16 protein-coding genes are annotated in these 19,268 nt (G+C 65.5%); 6 read left to right on the top strand and 10 right to left on the bottom strand.

Annotation, left to right across the window (positions count from 1 at the left end; genetic code table 11):
• Positions 1 to 4 precede the first annotated feature (4 nt).
• The gene (locus HGK27_RS02785; RefSeq protein ID WP_322099011.1) at positions 5 to 1,438 is read right to left on the bottom strand and encodes an NAD(P)H-hydrate dehydratase; all 1,434 of its coding nucleotides are present in this window, start codon (positions 1,436 to 1,438) and stop codon (positions 5 to 7) included.
• A gap of 188 nt (positions 1,439 to 1,626) precedes the next feature.
• Here HGK27_RS02785 and HGK27_RS02780 point away from each other — a divergent pair, with 188 nt between their 5' ends.
• The gene (locus HGK27_RS02780; RefSeq protein WP_241126809.1) at positions 1,627 to 1,821 is read left to right on the top strand and encodes a Flp family type IVb pilin; all 195 of its coding nucleotides are present in this window, start codon (positions 1,627 to 1,629) and stop codon (positions 1,819 to 1,821) included.
• 6 nt (positions 1,822 to 1,827) lie between these two features.
• Here the strand turns inward: HGK27_RS02780 and HGK27_RS02775 are convergent, their stop codons facing one another.
• A complete protein-coding gene (locus tag HGK27_RS02775) occupies positions 1,828 to 2,571 on the bottom strand; it encodes an N-formylglutamate amidohydrolase (protein WP_206238566.1) in 744 nt (247 codons plus the stop codon).
• A 2-nt stretch (positions 2,572 to 2,573) separates the two neighbouring features.
• On the bottom strand, positions 2,574 to 3,389 hold the full coding sequence (locus HGK27_RS02770) for a 4-(cytidine 5'-diphospho)-2-C-methyl-D-erythritol kinase (protein WP_206238564.1): 816 nt from the start codon (positions 3,387 to 3,389) through the stop codon (positions 2,574 to 2,576).
• 303 nt (positions 3,390 to 3,692) lie between these two features.
• On the opposite strand from HGK27_RS02770, the gene HGK27_RS02765 reads away from it, so the two are divergent.
• The 3 genes from HGK27_RS02765 to HGK27_RS02755 all read left to right on the top strand — a co-directional run bounded on the left by HGK27_RS02765 (position 3,693) and on the right by HGK27_RS02755 (position 7,076).
• The gene (locus tag HGK27_RS02765; RefSeq protein WP_206238562.1) at positions 3,693 to 4,547 is read left to right on the top strand and encodes a uracil-DNA glycosylase family protein; all 855 of its coding nucleotides are present in this window, start codon (positions 3,693 to 3,695) and stop codon (positions 4,545 to 4,547) included.
• 146 nt (positions 4,548 to 4,693) lie between these two features.
• Positions 4,694 to 6,532 carry a lytic transglycosylase domain-containing protein gene (locus HGK27_RS02760; protein ID WP_206238560.1) on the top strand — a complete coding sequence of 613 codons (1,839 nt, stop codon included), beginning with the start codon at positions 4,694 to 4,696 and terminating at the stop codon, positions 6,530 to 6,532.
• 4 nt (positions 6,533 to 6,536) lie between these two features.
• Positions 6,537 to 7,076: a molybdenum cofactor synthesis domain-containing protein gene (locus HGK27_RS02755; protein WP_206238558.1), complete on the top strand. Its 540-nt coding sequence runs from the start codon at positions 6,537 to 6,539 to the stop codon at positions 7,074 to 7,076.
• Between the two features lie 271 nt (positions 7,077 to 7,347).
• Here the strand turns inward: HGK27_RS02755 and HGK27_RS02750 are convergent, their stop codons facing one another.
• Positions 7,348 to 8,217: an arylamine N-acetyltransferase family protein gene (locus HGK27_RS02750; protein WP_206238556.1), complete on the bottom strand. Its 870-nt coding sequence runs from the start codon at positions 8,215 to 8,217 to the stop codon at positions 7,348 to 7,350.
• Positions 8,218 to 8,326: 109 nt separating this feature from the next.
• Here HGK27_RS02750 and HGK27_RS02745 point away from each other — a divergent pair, with 109 nt between their 5' ends.
• Positions 8,327 to 9,409 (top strand): PA0069 family radical SAM protein, encoded by a 1,083-nt coding sequence (locus tag HGK27_RS02745; protein WP_206238554.1) that lies wholly within the window; start codon positions 8,327 to 8,329, stop codon positions 9,407 to 9,409.
• Between the two features lie 275 nt (positions 9,410 to 9,684).
• On the opposite strand, the gene dnaE is transcribed toward HGK27_RS02745, so the two are convergent.
• The 6 genes from dnaE to HGK27_RS02715 form a co-directional block, all read right to left on the bottom strand.
• Positions 9,685 to 13,293, bottom strand: coding sequence for a DNA polymerase III subunit alpha (dnaE, locus tag HGK27_RS02740; protein WP_206238552.1), 3,609 nt, complete (start codon positions 13,291 to 13,293; stop codon positions 9,685 to 9,687).
• Positions 13,294 to 13,652: 359 nt separating this feature from the next.
• Positions 13,653 to 14,138 (bottom strand): glutathione peroxidase, encoded by a 486-nt coding sequence (locus tag HGK27_RS02735; RefSeq protein WP_206238550.1) that lies wholly within the window; start codon positions 14,136 to 14,138, stop codon positions 13,653 to 13,655.
• On the bottom strand, positions 14,138 to 14,416 hold the full coding sequence (locus HGK27_RS02730) for a hypothetical protein (RefSeq protein ID WP_206238549.1): 279 nt from the start codon (positions 14,414 to 14,416) through the stop codon (positions 14,138 to 14,140). The genes HGK27_RS02735 and HGK27_RS02730 overlap by 1 nt, the downstream gene beginning before the upstream one ends.
• A gap of 74 nt (positions 14,417 to 14,490) precedes the next feature.
• On the bottom strand, positions 14,491 to 15,090 hold the full coding sequence (locus HGK27_RS02725; protein WP_241126808.1) for a GNAT family N-acetyltransferase: 600 nt from the start codon (positions 15,088 to 15,090) through the stop codon (positions 14,491 to 14,493).
• Positions 15,087 to 15,785, bottom strand: a complete 699-nt coding sequence (locus HGK27_RS02720; RefSeq protein WP_206238547.1) for an ABC transporter ATP-binding protein — start codon at positions 15,783 to 15,785, stop codon at positions 15,087 to 15,089. Before HGK27_RS02720 ends, HGK27_RS02725 begins: the two co-directional genes overlap by 4 nt.
• Positions 15,778 to 17,019, bottom strand: a complete 1,242-nt coding sequence (locus tag HGK27_RS02715) for a lipoprotein-releasing ABC transporter permease subunit (protein WP_206242742.1) — start codon at positions 17,017 to 17,019, stop codon at positions 15,778 to 15,780. The genes HGK27_RS02720 and HGK27_RS02715 overlap by 8 nt, the downstream gene beginning before the upstream one ends.
• A gap of 262 nt (positions 17,020 to 17,281) precedes the next feature.
• Between HGK27_RS02715 and HGK27_RS02710 the strand changes: the two genes are divergently transcribed.
• Positions 17,282 to 19,078, top strand: coding sequence for a sensor domain-containing diguanylate cyclase (locus HGK27_RS02710; RefSeq protein ID WP_206238545.1), 1,797 nt, complete (start codon positions 17,282 to 17,284; stop codon positions 19,076 to 19,078).
• The last annotated feature ends 190 nt before the right edge of the window (positions 19,079 to 19,268 follow it).

Genomic DNA, 19,268 nt, shown 5'->3' with positions numbered 1-19,268 from the left:
TTCCTTACAGGCAGGCCCGCACCGCCGCCGGCACCGCTTCGGCGAGCGCCATGGCCGTGAAAGGCCCGCCAAGCAAGCCCGCCGCGCGCCCATGCAGCCATGCGCCCTGGCAGGCTGCCTCAAAAGCGGACACTCCGGTGGCAAGGCGGCTGGCGATCAGACCGGCCAGCACATCGCCCGATCCGGCCACGCTCAGCCAGCTTGAGGCGCGCGGCAGCATGGTCCAGCGGCCTTCGGGCGTGGCCACCACCGTGTCCGGGCCCTTGGCCACCACCACCATGCCGCTCGCCTCGGCCAAGGCCTTCGCCCGCTTGACCTTGCTGCCGTTGATATGGAGCGCGAAGGCGCTTTCCAGCGCGGCCAGCTCGCCCTCATGCGGGGTGAGGATTGCCTGTTGGCCTCTCGCCTGTGCCGGGGTCAGCAGCATCAGCGCATCGCCATCCAGCACCAGCGGTTTGCCGGTAGCCAGCACGGATTTCAGCACAATCTCTGCCGCTTTGTCACGCCCCAGCCCCGGGCCGACCAGCAGGGCGGAGAAGCGCTTGTCCTCCAGCCCGTCCAGCCGCTGCACCACCAGATCGGCGGGCGCGGGCAGCGCATCATCGGTCAGCAGGCGCACATAGCCTGCTCCCGCGCCACCGGCCGCGCGGGCTGCCGTCAGCGCGGCGCCGGGCATGGCGCCTGCCACCACCCCCAGCAGCCCGCGCGTGTATTTGTGAGCCCCCGGCGCGGGCGGCGCGATGGAGATGCCCTCCAGCATATGCCCCACACCCGGCACCGGATCGCAACCGATCTCCACCAGCTTGAGCACGCCCATCCGCCCCGCTGCGGGCATCAGCCCATGTGCGCGCTTCCATGCGCCCAGCGCGATGGTCAGATCATACTGCGGCAGATCCTGCCCGAAGTCGTCACCCCGGTCGGCCTCCACGCCCGAGGGCAGATCCAGCGCCACTCTTCGCCGATGCCCCGCCGCCAGTCCGGTCAGCAGATCGAGATCGAGATCGTTCAAAGGCCGGGACAGGCCGGTGCCGTAAAGGCAATCAACCAGCACATCGCCATGCAGATCGCCATGATCGGGGCAATCCACCACATGGCCCTCAAAAGCAGCGCGGGCCAGCCGCGAGGCCTCGCTGGCGGGGGCATGGGCCATCACCACCTGCACGCGGGCGCCGCGCTCATGCAGATGGCGGGCGATCACCCAACCGTCGCCGCCATTGTGCCCGGGCCCGACCAGCACGCTGATGATCTTCAAGGGCCCGGCCATACGCCAGATCAGCTCCGCCGCGCCGCGACCGGCCCGCGCCATCAGCAGCTCGACCGAGATGCCGGCATCGATCAGCACCTGCTCGGCCTGCCGCATCTGTTCGGCAGTGAGGATGTCGGCGCCGAAATGCAGGGGCTGGAGTGCCGATCCGGAAACAGGCATGGCGTTCAGCACATGGGGCCTCCATTGCCGGGCGGCCCTGGGCAGGCCGTGAGAGGCGGGGAATCTCTGCCTTCGCCCGGGCGCCGTCAAGCCCATCCGGCCTGCGTACAGGGTGGTTAAGCGGATTTCAGGACTTGGCGTCTAGGTATGATTCGCAAGATCGCCCTAACCTGCCGGACATGACCCCTATGACGCCCTCAATGCCTCAGCTGATCCGGATGTCAGGCTGCCTCCAGCGCCTCTGGCGTGATCGGCGCGGTGCCACGGCCATCGAATATGGGCTGATCGTGGCGCTGATCGCCCTATCGCTGGTGGCGGGCGCCAAGGGCATCGGCAATCAGCTGACCACCACCTTCAACGCCGCCTCCAGCGGGATGAGCACGCCCTCCGCCTGATTCGTTTTAGCGGGTTTGCTCCAGAAGATAGGCGCAAAGGGCCGAGAGCCGCTCCGCCCATTCGGCTTGCCCGGTCGCATCGCCGATCAGATCCTGCCGCACCTCCACGCCCAGATAGAGCCGCCCGCGCGCCTCGGCATGGCGGTTCATCGTGTAATTGAGCTGGCGCCCGGAATAGGGCTTCTGATCGCCCACGCACAGGCCATCGATCTGTCCCAGCCACGGCAGGGCAAGGCGCGGGGCGCGATCGTCCTCATTGTAAAGCACGCCGATATGCCATGGCCGCGCCTCTTCAGGCCGCGCGGACAGGGCGGGCGTAAAGCTGTGCAGCGAGAGGATCAGCCCGGGCTCATGGCCCGCCAGCGTTTCGGCCAGCGCCGTGTGATAGGGCCGATGATAGAGCGCCAGACGGTTATCGCGCCCCTTCGCATCCAGCGCATTGCCAGGGATCAGGATACCGTCGCTGGTTTCAGGCACCGCGCCCGGAGCATCCTCCTCGCGGTTCACATCGCAAACCAGACGGCTGACATGCGCCAGCCACGCCGCATCCGCCCCGCCGCTCTCGACCATGCGCGAGGCAACGCCCGCCACGCCGATATCGATGGCCACATGCTGAGTCATGCAGAAGGGATCGATGCCCAGATCAATGCCATCCGGCACGCGGTTGCTGGCATGGTCCGAGATCACCAGCACCCCGCCCGCGCGCGGCACCCCCAGCAGGCGCCAGGCCTGATTTGACGCTTGCTCCATGCTCACCGCAGGCGCCCCGCCAGCTGCCACCAGCCGGGCTGCTCCGCCGCGATGGCTGCGCGGGCCGCATCGCGCGTAGCGATATCATCGAACAGCGCAAAGCAGGTCGCCCCCGATCCCGACATGCGCGACAGGAACGCCCCCGTGCGCCCCAGCGCCGCCAGCACATCGGCCACCGGCGGGCAGATCGAGATGGCAGGCGCCTCCAGATCGTTGCGCCCCTGCAGCGCTACATCGCGCGCGCTGCCCTCGGGCATCGCTCCGCGATCGACACGATCCCACGCCTTGAACACCGGCCCCGTGGGCAGCGGCACGCGCGGATTGACCAGCAGCACCGGGCAGCCCTGAAGATCCGTCGGCGCCGCGGCCAGATCGGTGCCCGTGCCACGCCCGATCATCGCCACGCTTTCCACGCAGGCGGGCACATCGGCGCCCAGCTTCGCCGCCGCCTGCTGCCAACCTTCCGGCAGTCCATGCGAGCGCTGAGCCAGCCGGAACACCGCCCCCACATCCGCCGAGCCGCCGCCAAGGCCAGCCGCCACCGGCAGCGCCTTGTCCAGCGCGACATGCCAGCCTTGCGAGCGCGGCAGCAGCGCCAGTGCATCGAGCACCAGATTGCCTTCCTCATGCGCCAGCAACGGCGCAAACTCGCCCGAAATGCTGAGCGAATCGGCTTCGGCCTCGGTGACGGTCAGCGTGTCGCCCGCATCGACGAAGGCGAAAAAGGTCTCAAGCTCGTGATAGCCATCCTCGCGGCGCGCACGCACATGCAGGGCGAGGTTGATCTTGGCATAGGCGGTTTCGGTGAGAGTGGTCATGGGCGCTGCCATGGCTTGAAGGGGGGAAAGGGGCAAGAAGGAAAGAAAGATGCGAGGGGCCCGGAGCATGTCTTGAGACATGCGACCAACAAAAACGCACCCTCGCGCTCCCATGACGTCTGCCGAAGAAGCCTCGGTGGTTCACGACCGTTATGCTCCGGTTCGGCGTTGGCAAACATGACGGCCTGCGGCGCTTTGTTCCCTCGGCCTCCCGCAAACGCGACGCCATCCGGCGCTTTGGGGCTTTTGCCGGGTTGAGTTTTCGCGCCCGGCCCGTCAAGGCTCTGCGACAGAATCATGACGATGCACACCGCCCCTTCACCCTCCGCGCCCATTGGCGCCCAGATCGCCTCCCAGATCGCTGGCGCGCTCGACTGGTGGGGTGAGGCCGGGGTGGATACCCTCTTCACCGACGAACCCGTCACCTGGCTCGCCGAAAAGCGCGACCCGGCCGCCGCGCCCCAGCGCGCCGCGACGCCGCTGCCCGCCGCCTTTGCCGAGGCCATCGCCGCCGCCAAGGCCCCTGTCGCCGACACCACCGAGCAGGACGCCCGCATCGGCGGCAACACCAGCGCCTTCCCTCAGGACTTACCCGCTTTCGACGCATGGTGGCTGCAGGAACCCTCGCTCGATGGCGGCCATGTCGAAGGGCGCATCGCCGCCAGAGGCCCTGCTCAGGCACCGCTGATGGTGCTGGTCCCCCAGCCCGAGGACGGCGATGCCGCCGCCGGGCAATTGCTCTCCGGCCCTCAGGGCGCGCTGTTGCGTGCCATGCTCGCCGCCATGGGGCTTGCGGAAGACACCATCCGTCTTGCCGCCGCCCTGCCGCGCCATATGCCGCATCCTGACTGGCCCGCACTGAACGCGCAGGGACTCGGGGACGTGCTGCGCCATCATGTCGCGCTGGCGGCGCCTCGGCGGATTATTGCCTTTGGTGGCAACATTCTGCCGCTACTGGGCCACAATCTGCCGCAAAACCCTGCCGCTTTACCTTCTGTTAACCAAGAAGGAGCAGGGAATTCTCCCGGAAAGCTCGACTCCGCTCCCGCGGCGCCCAGCATGGCCCCGATTATGGCAATGCCAGACCTGGCCACCATGCTTGAGCGACCGCGTGCCAAAGCGGTGTTCTGGCATCAGTGGATGAACTGGCAGAACTGAAGCATCGTGCGAGCAAGCGGGAACCGCTTTTTCGCGATCAACGATGCAGTGACGAAGACCATTCACACGGCGGTGTGGGTCCTATGGATCGCTCCCACGCCATCGTGACGTTAAGGACAGGCATCTCAAGGATGAAGCGGGGCACAATGACGGCACACACTGGCTTGCGCACTGCCTTGCGCAAAAGCGCAGGCACCGCGCTGGCACTGGCCTGTCTGGCCCTGCCGGGGCTCGCTCAGGCCAACTCCGCCGCTGCCGAATATTTCATGGGACGCTCTGCGCGCTCCGCCGTGCCCAAGCTGCTCTCCGAGGATGAGCGCAGCTGGTACAAGGATGCCTTCGCCACGCTGAAGCGTCAGGATTGGGCGACGTTGCGCCAGATGCTGGCGACTCGCCCCGATGGTCCGCTGCACACTGTGCTGCGCGCCGAATATTACCTCGCCCCCGGCAGCCCGCGCATCGAACTCGATGCGCTGAACCAGTGGCTGGCCAGCGGCACCACCCTGCCCGAGGCCGAGCAGATCGAATCGCTGGCCGCCAAGCGTGGTGGCGCGGCCCTGCCTGCCTTGCCCTCCGCGCAGCAGCTGGTCGCCTGGCCCAGCGCGCCGCGCCGCACGCGCCCCCGCTCGGTGTCGGACAACACCATGCCGCTGAGCGTGGCCAACAGCATCAACGACCGTATCAAGATCAACGATACGGCGGGCGCCAAGCAGCTGCTCGACGGGGTGGACGCCACCCTCAGCAGCGAGGCGCGGGCCGAATGGCGCGACAAGATCGCCTGGGCCTATTACATCAACAATCAGGACAATGAGGCCTATGCGCAGGCCATCGCCGCCGCGCAGGACCCCAATGCCACCACCAGCGGCGCTTGGGTGGGTGAGGCATGGTGGACCGCCGGCCTTGCCGCATGGCGTCAGGGTGCCTGCCAACAGGCCGTCCCCGCCTTTGCCGAAGCCGCAAAATCCGGTGGCAATCAGGAGCTGATCGCAGCGGCCTATTACTGGGAATCGCGCGCTTTCGTGCGCTGCCGTCAGCCCGAGCAGGCCGCCGCCGCACTGCGCTCCGCCGCGCGCGCCGATGAGACGCTCTATGGCATGCTGGCCGCCGAGCAGCTGGGCCTGAAGATGCCCGGCACGCATGCCCTGCCCGATTTCACCGCCAACGACTGGCAGAACCTGCGCGACACGCCCAATGTGCGCGTCGCCGTGGGTCTGGCCGAGGTTGGCGAGGATGGTCTGGCCGACGATGTGCTGCGCTATCAGGCCCGCATCGGCGCGCCGGGCCAATATCAGCAGCTGTCGCGCCTCGCCCGCGATCTTGGCCTGCCCGGCACCCAGCTGTGGATGGCCTATAACGCGCCCAGCAACAGCAGCCCCACCCCGGCCAGCCGCTATCCCACGCCCAAGTGGACCCCGGCCACCGGCTGGAAGGTCGATCCGGCGCTGCTCTTTGCCCATACGCTTCAGGAATCGGCGTTCCGCACCAATGTCGTCAGCGGCGCGGGTGCGCGCGGGCTGATGCAGATCATGCCCGCCGCCGCGCGCGACCATGCCGCCGTGCTGGGCGTTTCGGGCAGTGTCACCGATCTGACCCGCCCCGAGGTCAACCTCGCCTTCGGGCAGGAGCATCTCGAAGCGCTGAAATCGAACGCGGCCACGCAGGGCCTGCTGCCCAAGGTGATCGCCGCCTACAACGCCGGGCCCCTGCCCGTGGCCCGCTGGAACACCCAGATCCGCGACAATGGCGATCCGCTGCTGTGGATGGAATCGGTGCCCTATTGGGAAACGCGCGGCTATGTCGCCACCGTGCTGCGCAATTACTGGATGTATGAGCGCCAGGCCGGTGTCGGCTCGGAAAGCCGCGTGGTGATGGCGCAGGGCATGTGGCCGACCTTCCCCGAACTTTCGGGCAGCAAGGGCATCCGCATGGCCGCCAAGGATTGGCCCACGACCACGACCACCACGCAGGTCGCGGACAGGAACTGATCCGGTGGCCATCGACGAGACGCGGGCCTTCAAGCCGATCAACATCGCCCTGCTGACCATGTCGGACACGCGCACGGCGGAGAATGACACCTCCGGCGATATTCTGGCCGAGCGCATCACAGCCAAGGGCCACAAGCTGGTCTCCCGCGCGATCCTGCGCGAGGATGCGATCCTGCTGGCGGGCACGCTTGCGGATCTGGTGCGCGATCCCGACGTCGATTGCGTGATCTCCACCGGCGGCACGGGCCTGACCGGGCGCGACGTGACGCCCGAGGCTTTGGCCCATGTGATCGCCACCTTCGCGGGCAAGGACATCCCCGGCTTTGGCGAGCTGTTCCGCTGGATCAGCTACAGCACCATCGGCACCTCCACCGTGCAGTCGCGCGCGATGGCCGTGGTGGCGGAGGGGACTTACATCTTCGCCCTGCCCGGATCGAACGGTGCCGTGAAAGACGGCTGGGATCGCATTCTGGACGAGCAGCTGGACAGCCGGAACCGGCCTTGCAACTTTGTCGAGCTGATGCCCAGGTTGAAAGAAGTCTGATTTAAGGTTTGAAGAAGAGAGAATGCGAGGGTGTTACACCCTCGCGCTCCCGGGTTTTGTCTGCGCAGGCGCTAAGGGTTCGGCCTTGCGGAAGGTCGCTGCGCCGCAGGCATAAAATCCAAACACAGCGCGACATTGCCAATGATAATTGCCTGCGGCGCTTTGCCTTGCGCAGGTGGAGAGACGGGGCGCACCAATCGGGTGCCACTGCCGCTTCGTCGGAAGACGTCATGAGAGCGCGAGGGGATAATCCCCTCGCATCTTCTCTTCCTTAACTCACTTGCTCAAAAAGCTTTTCCGCCTCTTCCGCTCCCAAATCGATCCTGAACAGATCTCCCAGAACCTCCCGCCACGCAGCGGCAGAGGCAATCTCGCTCGCCTCCCCTTGCCCGGCCCGATGCACGCTCAAGCGCCGCCCGTTCAGCGAGGCGAACCCATCGGGCAGCACGATGGACACAAGGCAGGCGCTGGTGAAGCGCGTGCCCGCCCGCGTGAAGGTCCAGTGGTTGGAGAGTTCCAGATCGATCGGCGCGACCTCGGCCAGAGTGAAGCTGTATTGCGGCTGGAAGGTGTCGTGGGTCTGCGCCCTGCCATCGGTGGCGCTGGCCGGGCCGGCGCGCTCCAGCAGCCATTCTCCGGTTGCGGCACCATCGGCACCGACGCGGCGCAGGCGATGGAGCGCCCCATCCGGCGTGGCTGCCTGCGCACCATCGAGCAGCGGCAGAGGCGGCACATAGGAACCGCCGAAACCGGCATCTGCGATCCATGGCTCACCTGCAATGGAGGCGAGGCGGAGCGTGTGGGTCTGGGGCGGGATGGTGGTGGCCTCACCGGGCCATGCGCTGCCGAGCCAGACGCGGCCCAGCAGCGGCCGGTTGGTAAAGCCTAGCTCCGTCAGCATCGCGCCGAAAAGGGCATTATGCTCAAAACAATAGCCGCCCCGATGTCGAGCGATCAGCTTGTCGGCGATGGTGACGAGATCGATGTGGATCGGGCGCCCCAGCATCACATCGAGATTCTCGAAGCCGATGGACAGCCGATGGGCGCGCTGCAAGGCCTCCAGACCGGCAGCATCGGGTGCGGGCTTTCCGGTCAGGCCGATGCGGGAGAGATAGGCATCGAGGATGGTCTGATTTTCCATGGAATTCCTGTCCTGCATCCGGCGATATCCCGGTTCTATCCGCTTGCTGATGGCCGCTGTCAATGTGGCGCGCCTTGACATTTGTTCTTATTTTGTTCACATCGAGTCCATGGCCGTTTCTCCTCCCGCACCGCGCGGACGTGGCGCCGTTTCAGGCGCGACCAGCACGCGCTTCGCCCTGCCCCAGCGCGAGCTGGACCGCGACTGGCTGGACGAGCGCGCCGCGCTGGACGAAGAGGTGCCCCGCCTCGCCACCACGGTGACCGAGGAAGCGGCACGCACGATCCTGTCGTTCAACCAGTCGCCCGATGTGCCCTTCGATCGCTCGGTGAATGCTTACAGGGGTTGTGAACATGGGTGCATCTATTGCTTCGCCCGGCCCACTCACGCCTATCTCGACCTGTCGCCGGGGCTGGATTTCGAGACGAAGCTCTTTGCAAAACCGCAGGCCGCCAAGCTGCTGCGCCGCACTTTGGCGGCACGCGGCTACCGCCCCGCCCCCATCGCCATGGGCACCAACACCGATCCCTACCAGCCCATCGAGAAGCGCTATCGCCTGACGCGCCAGATCCTCGAACTCTGCCTTGAGGTGCGCCACCCCGTCACCATCACCACCAAATCGGATCGCGTGCTGGACGATCTGGATCTGCTGCGCGAACTCGCCGCACGCAAGCTGACCGCCGTGGCGATCTCGGTGACCAGCCTCGACGCCGCCCTCTCCCGCAAGCTGGAGCCGCGCGCTGCCACGCCAATGAAGCGACTGGCGGCTTTGGGTGCGCTGGTGGAGGCAGGCGTTCCCGCCCATATCAACGTCTCGCCCGTGATCCCTGCCATCACCGAGGACTGGATCGAGCGCATCCTCGAACAGGCGGCCGAGCGTGGCGTGCGCAGCGCCAACTGGATCATGCTGCGCCTGCCTCACGAAGTCGCGCCGCTGTTCCGCGAATGGCTGGACACGCATTTCCCGGAGCGGGCCGCCAAGGTCATGTCGATCATCAACCAGATCCGGGGCGGGCGCGATAATGATCCGAACTTCCACAGCCGCATGAAACCGCAAGGCGTGTGGCCCGATCTGACGCGCGCTCGGTTCCGCAAGGCGATGGCGCGTTTGGGGATGGAACGTGGGCGGATCGAACTGGATTGCTCACAGTTCGTGGCGCCGGAAAGAGATGGGCAGATGCGGTTGTTTTGAAGGTTTAAAAGAGACATGCGAGGGTCATAACCCTCGCGCTCCCTTTCGTGTCTGCGTTGCGTATCGGGTTCGACCAAGGCGCTAGGCTTGCAGCGCCACAGGCATGAAAATTCCGAGCGAAGCGCTACGTTGCCTCGGTACTATTGCCTGCGGCGCTTTGCCTCGCGCAGGTGGAGAGACGGGGCGCTTGGATCGGGAACCACTGCCCTGGCGTCGGAAGACGTCATGGGAGCGCGAGGGGGTAACCCCCTCGCATTTTCTTTTTCCAATCCCCTTTAAGCCACCAACCGCAACTGCGCCCTGCCCCGCTGAGGCGCAAACGACAGCACCGTCACACCCTCAATCGCCGCGATCACCTCGACCAGATCGCCATCCAGCGCGAAATCCTGACCCAACCGCAGCTGCGGCTGCACCGGATCGCCGGTCTTCAGCGTGGCGACCACCTCACCCTTGGCGCTTGCGCCGGAACCTTCGCCGGCGCTCACGCGTGGCAAGATCGTGGCCAGTTGGACGAAGGCCTCGGGCTGGGAGACCTCGATCTTCAGCATCATGCGCGCGGCGTTGCGCACCTCACTCAGGGGCTGGCCTCCGCGGATGGTGACGCGGGGCGGCTCTTCGGGGCTGGGGCTGTCGAGTTCCACCGTCAGCAGAATGCAGGTGCTTTCCTTGGCCCAGTTGAGGAAGGGCTCGACCAGCGTTTCCTCGAAGCAGGAGGCGGAAAACTGGCCGGAGGAGTCCGAGAACTCCGCCATGATAAAGTCCTTGCCGCGCTTGGTTTTGCGCTTCTGCACGCTTTCGACCATGCAGGCCATCACGGCATTGGCACGGCCGCCCGGAGGCGCGCCCTGAGACATCAGCGCGCCATAGCTGCGCGCGCCATTGGCCGAGGCGATGGCGTGCCACTGCGCCACGGGATGGGCGGCGAAATAGAAGCCGAAGTTCTCGCGCTCCTTGCCCATCTGGTCCATGCGGCTCCAGGCGGGGGTTTCGGTGAGGCGCAGCGCGGCGGTGTCGCCATCGCTGCCGAACAACCCGCCTTGCCCGCTGGTGCGGGTGCGCTCGGCTTCGTCAGCGCAGGCCAGCAGCATATCGGCATTGGCCATGACCTTGGCACGGTTGGGCTCCAGCATGTCGAAGGCGCCGCTGCTGGCGAGGCCTTCCAGCGCGCGGCGGTTCAGCGAGCCATAGGGCACGCGGGTGAACAGGTCTTCGAGGTCCTTGAAGAGGCCGTTCGCCTCACGCTCGGCGACCACCTGCTCCATGGCCTTTTCGCCCACGTTGCGGATGCCTGCCAGAGCGTAGCGCACAGCGTAACCGTCGCTGGTCTCTTCAACCGTAAACTCGGCTTCCGAATGGTTCATGCAGGGCCCGGCAATGGCGAAGCCGTTGCGGCGCATATCGTCCACGAAAATCGCCAGCTTTTCAGATTGATGCATATCGAAGCACATGGCGGCGGCATAAAATTCGTGGGGGTAATGCGCCTTGAACCACGCCGTCTGATAGGCCAGCAGAGCATAGGCAGCAGCGTGCGACTTATTGAAGCCGTAGCCCGCGAATTTGTCGATCAAATCGAACAGCTCGTTGGCCTTGGCCGCCGGAATGTCCGAATTGGCCTTGCAGCCTTCCACGAAGCGCAGGCGCTGGGCGTCCATTTCCGCCTGCACCTTCTTGCCCATCGCGCGGCGCAGCAAGTCTGCGTCACCCAGCGAGTAGCCCGCGAGGATCTGCGCGGCCTGCATCACCTGTTCCTGATAGACGAAAATGCCGTAGGTTTCGGCAAGGATGCCGCTCAGCTTGTCATGTGGAAATTCGATGCTTTCCAGACCGTTCTTGCGGCGGCCGAAGAGCGGAATGTTGTCCATCGGGCCCGGGCGGTACAGCGACACGAGCGCGATGATGTCGCCAAAATTGGTGGGCTTCACCGCCGCCAGCGTGCGCCGCATGCCTTCGGATTCGAGCTGGAACACGCCGACCGTGTCACCCCGCTGCAGCAGCGTGTAAACGTCTGCATCGTCCCAGGCCAGCGCGCCCAGATCGATGCTGATCCCGCGCTTGCCCAGCAGATCGACTGCCTTGCGCAGCACCGACAGCGTCTTCAGGCCCAGAAAGTCGAATTTGATCAGGCCCGTGTCCTCGACATATTTCATGTCGAACTGGGTCACGGGCATGTCGGAACGCGGATCGCGGTACAGCGGCACCAGCTGCGCCAAAGGCCTGTCGCCGATCACCACGCCCGCCGCGTGAGTCGAGGAGTTGCGCGGCATGCCCTCCAGCTGCATCGCCAGATCGATCAGGCGCTTCACCTCGGGGTCGTTGGTGTATTCGCGGTGCAGCTCGGGCACGCCATTGAGCGCACGCTCCAGCGACCACGGATCGGTGGGATGGTTGGGCACCATCTTGGTCAGGCGATCGACCTGACCGTAGGACATCTGCAAAATGCGGCCCGTATCGCGCAGCACGGCGCGGGCCTTCAGCTTACCGAAGGTGATGATCTGCGCCACATGGTCCGCGCCATATTTGGCCTGCACGTAGCGGATCACCTCGCCGCGACGGGTTTCGCAGAAGTCGATGTCGAAGTCCGGCATCGAGACGCGTTCCGGGTTCAGGAAGCGCTCGAACAGCAGGCCCAGCTTCAGCGGGTCGAGGTCGGTGATGGTCAGGGCCCATGCCACCAACGAGCCCGCGCCCGAACCACGCCCCGGGCCCACAGGAATATCGTTCTGTTTGCCCCACTGGATAAAGTCGGCCACGATCAGGAAGTAGCCGGCAAAGCCCATGCGGTTGATGATGCCCGTCTCGAAATCGAGGCGGTCAGCATATTCGAAGAAGCTTTCCTCGACGCCCAGCGGACGCAAAGCCTCATAGGCCGCTACCCGCTCCTCACCCTGCTTGGCGAGCGCGGCATCGAGGGTGGGCTCATCCACGCCGGGCCAGTAAGGCGCCAGACGCTTGGCCAGACCGGCGCGCGACAGATCGACCATCATCCGCGCCTCGCCTTCCTTGTCGCCCGCAAGGCTGGGCAGCAGAGGTTTGCGCTTGGGCGGCACATAAGCGCAGCGCTGCGCCACGACCAGCGAGTTCGCCACCGCCTCGGGCAGATCGGCGAAGGCGTGTTCCATCACCGGCGCGGGCTTGACCCACGCCTCCTTGCTCGAACGCGGGCGATCCACCGCATCGACATGGGTAGAGTTCGCGATGCAGAGCATGGAATCATGCGCGGCAAAACCACCCGGCTCGGCGAAATGCGCGGGGTTGGTGGCGATCAGCGGCAGATCGCGCGCATAAGCCAGATCGACCACCGCATCCTCAGCGCCATCCTCGGCCTCATTCCCGCGCCGGGCGATCTCGATGTAGAGCCGCTCGGGGAAATAGGCCTGCAGCGCATCGAGATAGCGTTCCGCCGCGCCCTGCTGGCCCTCCGCGATCAGCCGGGTTACCGCGCCATCGCCTGCGCCGGTGAGGCAGATCAGGCCCTCTGTATGCCCCTCCATGGCCGCCAGGGGCACATGCGGCTCATACTCCAGCGGACGCTCCAGATGGGCCTGGCTGACCAGATGGCACAGGTTCAGCCACCCCGTCTCGTTCTGCGCCAGCAGCACCAGCCAATCCAGCGTGGGCGCGGCAGGACCGAAAGCGCCGGAGACATTGCTCCCCTCGGGCCGGGCAATCGCCAGCGCCGTGCCGACGATCGGCTGAATGCCCGCATCCTTGCACGCGCTGGAAAAAGCAGGCGCCGCGTAAAGCCCGTTCTTGTCGGTGATCGCAATGGCCGGAAACCCACGCGTCTTGGCCAGCTTGGCAATCGCCTTGGGGTCGATCGCGCCGTCCAGCATCGTGAAGCTGGAATAGATGCGCAGGGGCACGAAGGGAGAATAAGACGCCATGGTTTCAGCCTATGGCCGCGTGGGCGGAGGGATCAATTCCGGGGGCATGCGGTGGGTGGGTAAGATTGGGGATAAGATGGGGATTGATAGGGGAGAAGGGAAGGATAAGTGCGAGGGGGTTACCCCCTCGCGCTCCCAGAACGTCTTCCGACGCAACCGCAGCGGCTCAGAAATGGAGCGCCCCTGCTCTCCACCTGCTCAACGCAACGCGCCGCAGGCAATCAATCCCGGAGATAGGATTCTGCTGGGAAGAACTGCCTGCGGCGCAGCGTCCAAAGCCCCAAGGCCGAACCCGAAGCGCAACGCAGACAAATAATGGGAGCGCGAGGGTGTAACACCCTCGCATCTTCCCTTAATCCTTACAGCAGCTCTTCAATGGCCGACTTCAAGGCTTCCGGCTTCACCCGAGGCCCAAAGCGGCGCACCACCCTGCCCTCGCGGTCCACCAGAAACTTCGTGAAGTTCCACTTCACCTTGCGCGTCCCGAAGATCCCCCGCGCGGTGGACGTCAGCCACTGCCACAGAGGCGTCGCGCCCGGGCCGTTCACCTCAACCTTGTCCATGACAGGGAACGACAGGCCGAAGTTCATCTGACAGAACTGCGCGATATCCTCTGCGCTGCCCGGCTCCTGACCACCAAACTGGTTGCAGGGAAAGGCCAGCACCTCGAAACCGCGCGCGCCGTAGTCCTGCCACAGCTTTTCCAGCCCGGCGTACTGGGGCGTGAAGCCGCACTGGCTGGCGGTGTTGACGACCAGCACCACCTTGCCTGCCTTGTCTGAAAGCGAAACCGCGCGCCCGTCTGGCAGGCGCGCGGAGAAATCGCTGAGGCGTTGCTGCGCCATCAGGCGTCGGCGTGGGGGAAGCCGGGGTGGTTGTAGAGTTCCATGGCCTCTTCCGACTTGATGCGGTGGTGGCCGGTGCGCTCGATCTCATACTGGTCGCGCTGAGCGGCGGGCAGCAGGGCGATGTAGCGGATCAGGTCGGCGAGGTGGCCGTGGCGCAGCACCTTCAGCTCGGCCAGAACGCCCGCGTCGCCAGCGTGGTGCAGCGTGGCATCCTGATCCCACTCGATGCCGTGGGGGAGCTGCGATTCGCCGCGAAAGGTGCTGGGCTGGGACATGGCATGATCCTTCTGTTCGTATGTTCTTTATATGCGATGTGGCGTTTCGCCACCCACTTGGCAAGAGCGCTGCTTTAGTCGTAGGCGGCGATCAGCCCATCAAGATGGCGCTTTATAGCTTTCCATTCGCTGACCAGAATCGAATAGACCGCCGTATCGCGCGGGCGGGTGCCGCCCTCGCCATCGCCGACAACCATATGGCCGCGCAAAATGCCGTCCAGACGGGCGCCGATCCGCTCGATGGCGCGCCTGCTGGCGAGGTTGAAGACATCCGTGCGGATCTGCACGCAGCCGACCTCAAGCCCCTCGAACGCATGGCCCAGCAGCAGGCGCTTGGCCTGCGTGTTCAGGCCCGTGCGGCGCACGGCAGGCGCATAGAGCGTGCCGCCGATTTCCACGCGGCGATGCTTCTCATTCATGCGCAGATAGCGCGTGGTGCCGACCACCTGCCCGCCCGCATCCAGCACGGTGAAGACCTGAGCGCGGCCATGGGCGGTGTCGGCATCGATCTGGTCGAGCCAACCATCGATGGTCGCCGGGCCCGGGGCCATGGTGGCCATCGTCAGCTCGAAGCCTTGGGCGAAGGCCGCCAGCAGCGCTTCCCGGTCGGCGCGGACCAGCGGGCGCAGGGTGACATGCTTGCCGCTCAGCGTGGGGATGGCGGGCCAGCTCACAGATGGGCCTCCTTGGGTGCCTGCTCGACCAGATGGCCTTCGACCAGCCGCACCACACGGTCCATGCGGGCAGCGAGGCGCTCGTTGTGCGTGGCGATCAGGGCTGCGGCGCCGCTGCCGCGCACCAGCTTGAGGAATTCCTCAAGCACGCGGTCGCTGGTGGCTTCGTCGAGATTGCCGGTGGGCTCATCGGCCAGCACCAGCGCCGGGGCATTGGCCAGAGCGCGGGCCACGGCCACGCGCTGCTGCTCACCGCCCGAAAGCTGGCTGGGGCGATGGTCGAGCCGCTGCGACAGGCCCAGCGCGGTCAGCAAGTCGCTGGCGCGCGCCTCGGCCTCACCCCGCCCCTTGCCGGACACCAGTTGAGGCAGCACCACATTCTCCAGCGCCGAGAAATCGGGCAGCAGATGGTGGAACTGATAGACGAAACCCAGATGGTCGCGGCGCAGCACCGTGCGCGCGTCGGCGTTCATCGCGCTGGCATCCTTGCCGGCGATCTCGATCTTGCCGCCAAAGCCGCCCTCCAGCAGGCCGACGGCCTGAAGCATGGTCGACTTGCCCGAGCCCGAAGGCCCCAGCAGCGCCACGATCTGGCCCGGCGCGATGGTCAGATCGACGCCGCGCAGCACCTCGATCGTCACGCCGCCTTGCGTGAAGCTGCGGGTCAGCGCTGTTAAACGAACCACATCACTCATAACGCAGCACCTGAACAGGGTCCGTGCTCGCCGCCTTCAGCGCGGGGAACAGGGTGAAAGCAAAGGACAGGCCCAGCGCCAGAATAATGATCGCGCCGATCTCGAAGGTGTCGGGCTTGGCGGGCAATTGCGTGAGGAAACGGATTTTCGGATCCCACAGATTCTGGCCGGTGAGCATCTGGATAAAGTTCACCACATTCTGGCGGAACACCAGAAACAGCGTGGCCAGAATGCAGCCCAGCCCCGTGCCCAGCCCGCCAATGGTGCAGCCCACGGTCATGAAGATCTTCATCACGCTGCGACGGCTGGCGCCCATGGTGCGCATGATGGCGATGTCGCGCATCTTGGCTCGCACCAGCATGATCAGCGAGGAGAGGATGTTGAAGGCCGCCACCAGCACGATCAGCGAGCAGATGACGAACATGACCACCCGCTCTTCCGCCAGCGCCTGGAACAGCGAGCCATTAATGGCCTTCCAGTCGCTGATCGCCGCGTGGCCTTCCCATTTGGCCGACAGGGGTGCCAGAATTTCGGTCACGCGATCGGGATTGTCGACCTTGATCTCAACCCCGCTGATGGCATCGCCGATCAGCAGCAGGGTCTGGGCATCATGTATCGGCATGATGACGAAAGCCTTGTCGAAATCATAGACGCCGATCTCGAAGATCGCCGCCACCGTGTAGCTGACCTGACGCGGCACCGTACCGAAAGGCGTGGAGCGCCCCGCCGGGTTGATGATGGTGATCGAATCGCCCACCTGAACGCCCATATCCTCGGCCAGCGTCTTGCCGATGGCGACATTGCCGCTGTCTGCCCGCAGATCCTTGATGTTGCCCGCCACGACCTTGGCCGACAGCTTGGCGATATCCTCTGCCGTCTGCCCATGGATCACCATGGCCGAAACGCGCCCGTTGAAGCTGCCCAGCAAGGGCTGCTCGATCAATGGGCTGGCCTGGATCACGCCGGGCGTGGCCTTGGCGGATTTCACGATGTCCTGCCAATTGTCGAGGCGGCCGCCATAGCCCTGGATCACCGCATGGCCGTTGAGGCCGGAGACCTTGTCGAAAAGCTCGGCGCGAAAGCCGTTCATCACGCACATCACGATGATCAGCGCCGCCACGCCCAGTGCCACGGCGACCAGGCTGATGCCTGCCACCATGGCGATAAAGGCCTCGCCGCGCCCGGGGCGCAGATAGCGCCGGGCGACAGTCCATTCAAAGGTCGAGAGGATCACGCCGAAAGGGTCCGATCGGTTTGCAAACATCATGCGCGAACACGGCGCGCAGGCCGGATCGCAACGGAGCCCATGCCTTTAAGGATGTGACTGGCTGCTGGCAATCTTTCCCGCAGGACATCGACCCATGCGGCATGCCACCGCGGCCGATCAATGCTGATGCAAAAAAGCGCCACCACTGATGAAATTTTACATCGGCTTTCGCCCTGGGGACGGCCATCCTTACCGCATGTTAAGGGTGTTCCCGTAATTTTCCTGAGGCATGGCGACCAAACCCTCCCACATCTCGGCAATCAACATTGCCATGGCCTATGTGCTGCTTGCAGCGCTGGCCATGAGCGCGACGCCATTGGGCAGCGGCTTCTGTTACATCTGGCCCTCCTCCGCGCTGCTGGTGGCCTATATCGCGCCGCGCAGCCGGCGGGTCTGGGGCCTGACCATCGCGCTTTCGGTCGGCTCGCTGGGCGCGCTGCTGGCCTGGCACGGGCTGAAATGGCTGACCTGCTTCTGGATGGTGGTCGCCGATACGGTGGAAGCGCTGATCGCCGCCGGGCTGATGCGCCGCCTGCTGCGGCCCCATGGGCGCTCTGGCGCGCGCGGCGATGAAAACGCCCCGCGCAGTGACGAGACCGGCTGGCTGATGCGGCTGGTCTTTCTGGTCAGCCTGATCCCGCCGATCGTCGGCGGGATGATCCTCTGGGGCGTGCTGAAGCATTTCTCGCATGAGAGCTGGCCCATGGCGCGCGACTGGATGCTAGGCCATGCGCTGGGGCTGATGATGTTCCTGCCCTGCCTGACACGCATGCAGCGCCTCTGGCGCCAATATTGGCAAAACGGCCGCGCCCGTTCCACGGCATGGAGCCTGCGCAAGACACTGTCGCTGGGCTTTCCGGTGCTGATGACGGGCACGGCGATTCTCTCCTTCGGCCTGTCGGACCGGCCTTTGCTGTTCCTGCCGGTGCTGGTGCTGGTGGCCGCCATGCTGTGGATCGACCTGATCGCGCTGAGCTGCATGTATGCGCTGCTGGCCAGCGCGGCGGTGGTGGTGGCCATGGAAGGCCATGGCCCGCTGACGCTGCTTCATGTGCCGTTTTCCGTGCAGCTGACCTCGGTGCAGGTCTATCTGCTGCTGACCATGGCCTGCATCACCCCCATCAGCGGGCTCGTCACCCAGTTGCGCCGCAGCCTTGGCGAATTGCGCGAAAGCGAAGCGCGCTACCGCCTGCTGGCCGACCATTCCACCGATGTGATCATGAGCACCGGGCTCGATGGCTGCATCCGCTTCGTCTCGCCCTCGCTGCTGACGCTGACGCATCACCAGCCTGAGGATGTGATGGGCCATCGCGCACTGCTGCTGGTCTGCGCCCAGCACCGCCGCCGCGTGATCGAGGCCCATGCCAGCGCCATCTCCGCCCCGGGCGAGACCGTGCTGGTGGAGTTCCAGAGCCAGCCGCTGACCGGCGCCCCGCGCTGGTTCGAGGCCCATATGCGCGCCGTGGCCGACCGGCGCGGCCTGACCGAATGCGTGGTCACCGTGATCCGCGACATGTCTGAGCGCAAGCGCGTGGAAAGCGCGCTGGCCGAGGCCGCCTTCACCGATCCGCTGACCGGCCTGCCCAACCGCCGCGCCCTGATGGAAGCGATGGAGGGCTGCATTGCCCAGAACCGCCCCGCGGCGCTGGCCGTGATCGACCTCGACCATTTCAAGCAGGTCAATGATCGGTTCGGCCATGCGGCGGGTGACGAGGTGCTGCGCAGCTTTGCCCGCGTCGCGCGGCAGGGTCTGCGTGCCACCGATATGCTGGCCCGCATCGGCGGCGAGGAATTTGCCCTGCTGCTGCCCGGCGCCGACATCGCCCTGGCCGAGCGCATCTGCAAGCGCATCGGCGCCACTTTGGCCCATACGGTCACGCGCCATGGCGAAATGGCGATTTCGGTCACCTCCTCCATGGGTCTGGCCGTGCTGGGCGAAAATGCCATGGAAGCCTTCGATTCTGCCGACAAGGCGCTTTACATCGCCAAGGCGCGTGGGCGGGCGCGGTTGCAGGTGGCCGCCTAGAGGGTGGTTTAGAAATCCAGCATTGCCGGATTTGTGACAGCAACCCCCTTGCGAAAATCCCACACACTTCCCAATTCGGGCCCGGCGCAGCAGCGCCCCCCCTTGCCAAATGTCATAAATCTCGTAAAGGCGCGCTCGAACCCGAGGCCCTGCCCGACGGGATGCACCCATGAGGTACAGGGCCTGTTAT

It is taken from the genome of Novosphingobium terrae (assembly GCF_017163935.1).
GTDB classification, from domain to species: Bacteria; Pseudomonadota; Alphaproteobacteria; order Sphingomonadales; family Sphingomonadaceae; genus Novosphingobium; species Novosphingobium terrae.
The sequence above is the reverse complement of the archived record's forward strand: the minus strand, read 5'-3'. Positions and strand labels throughout refer to the sequence as shown.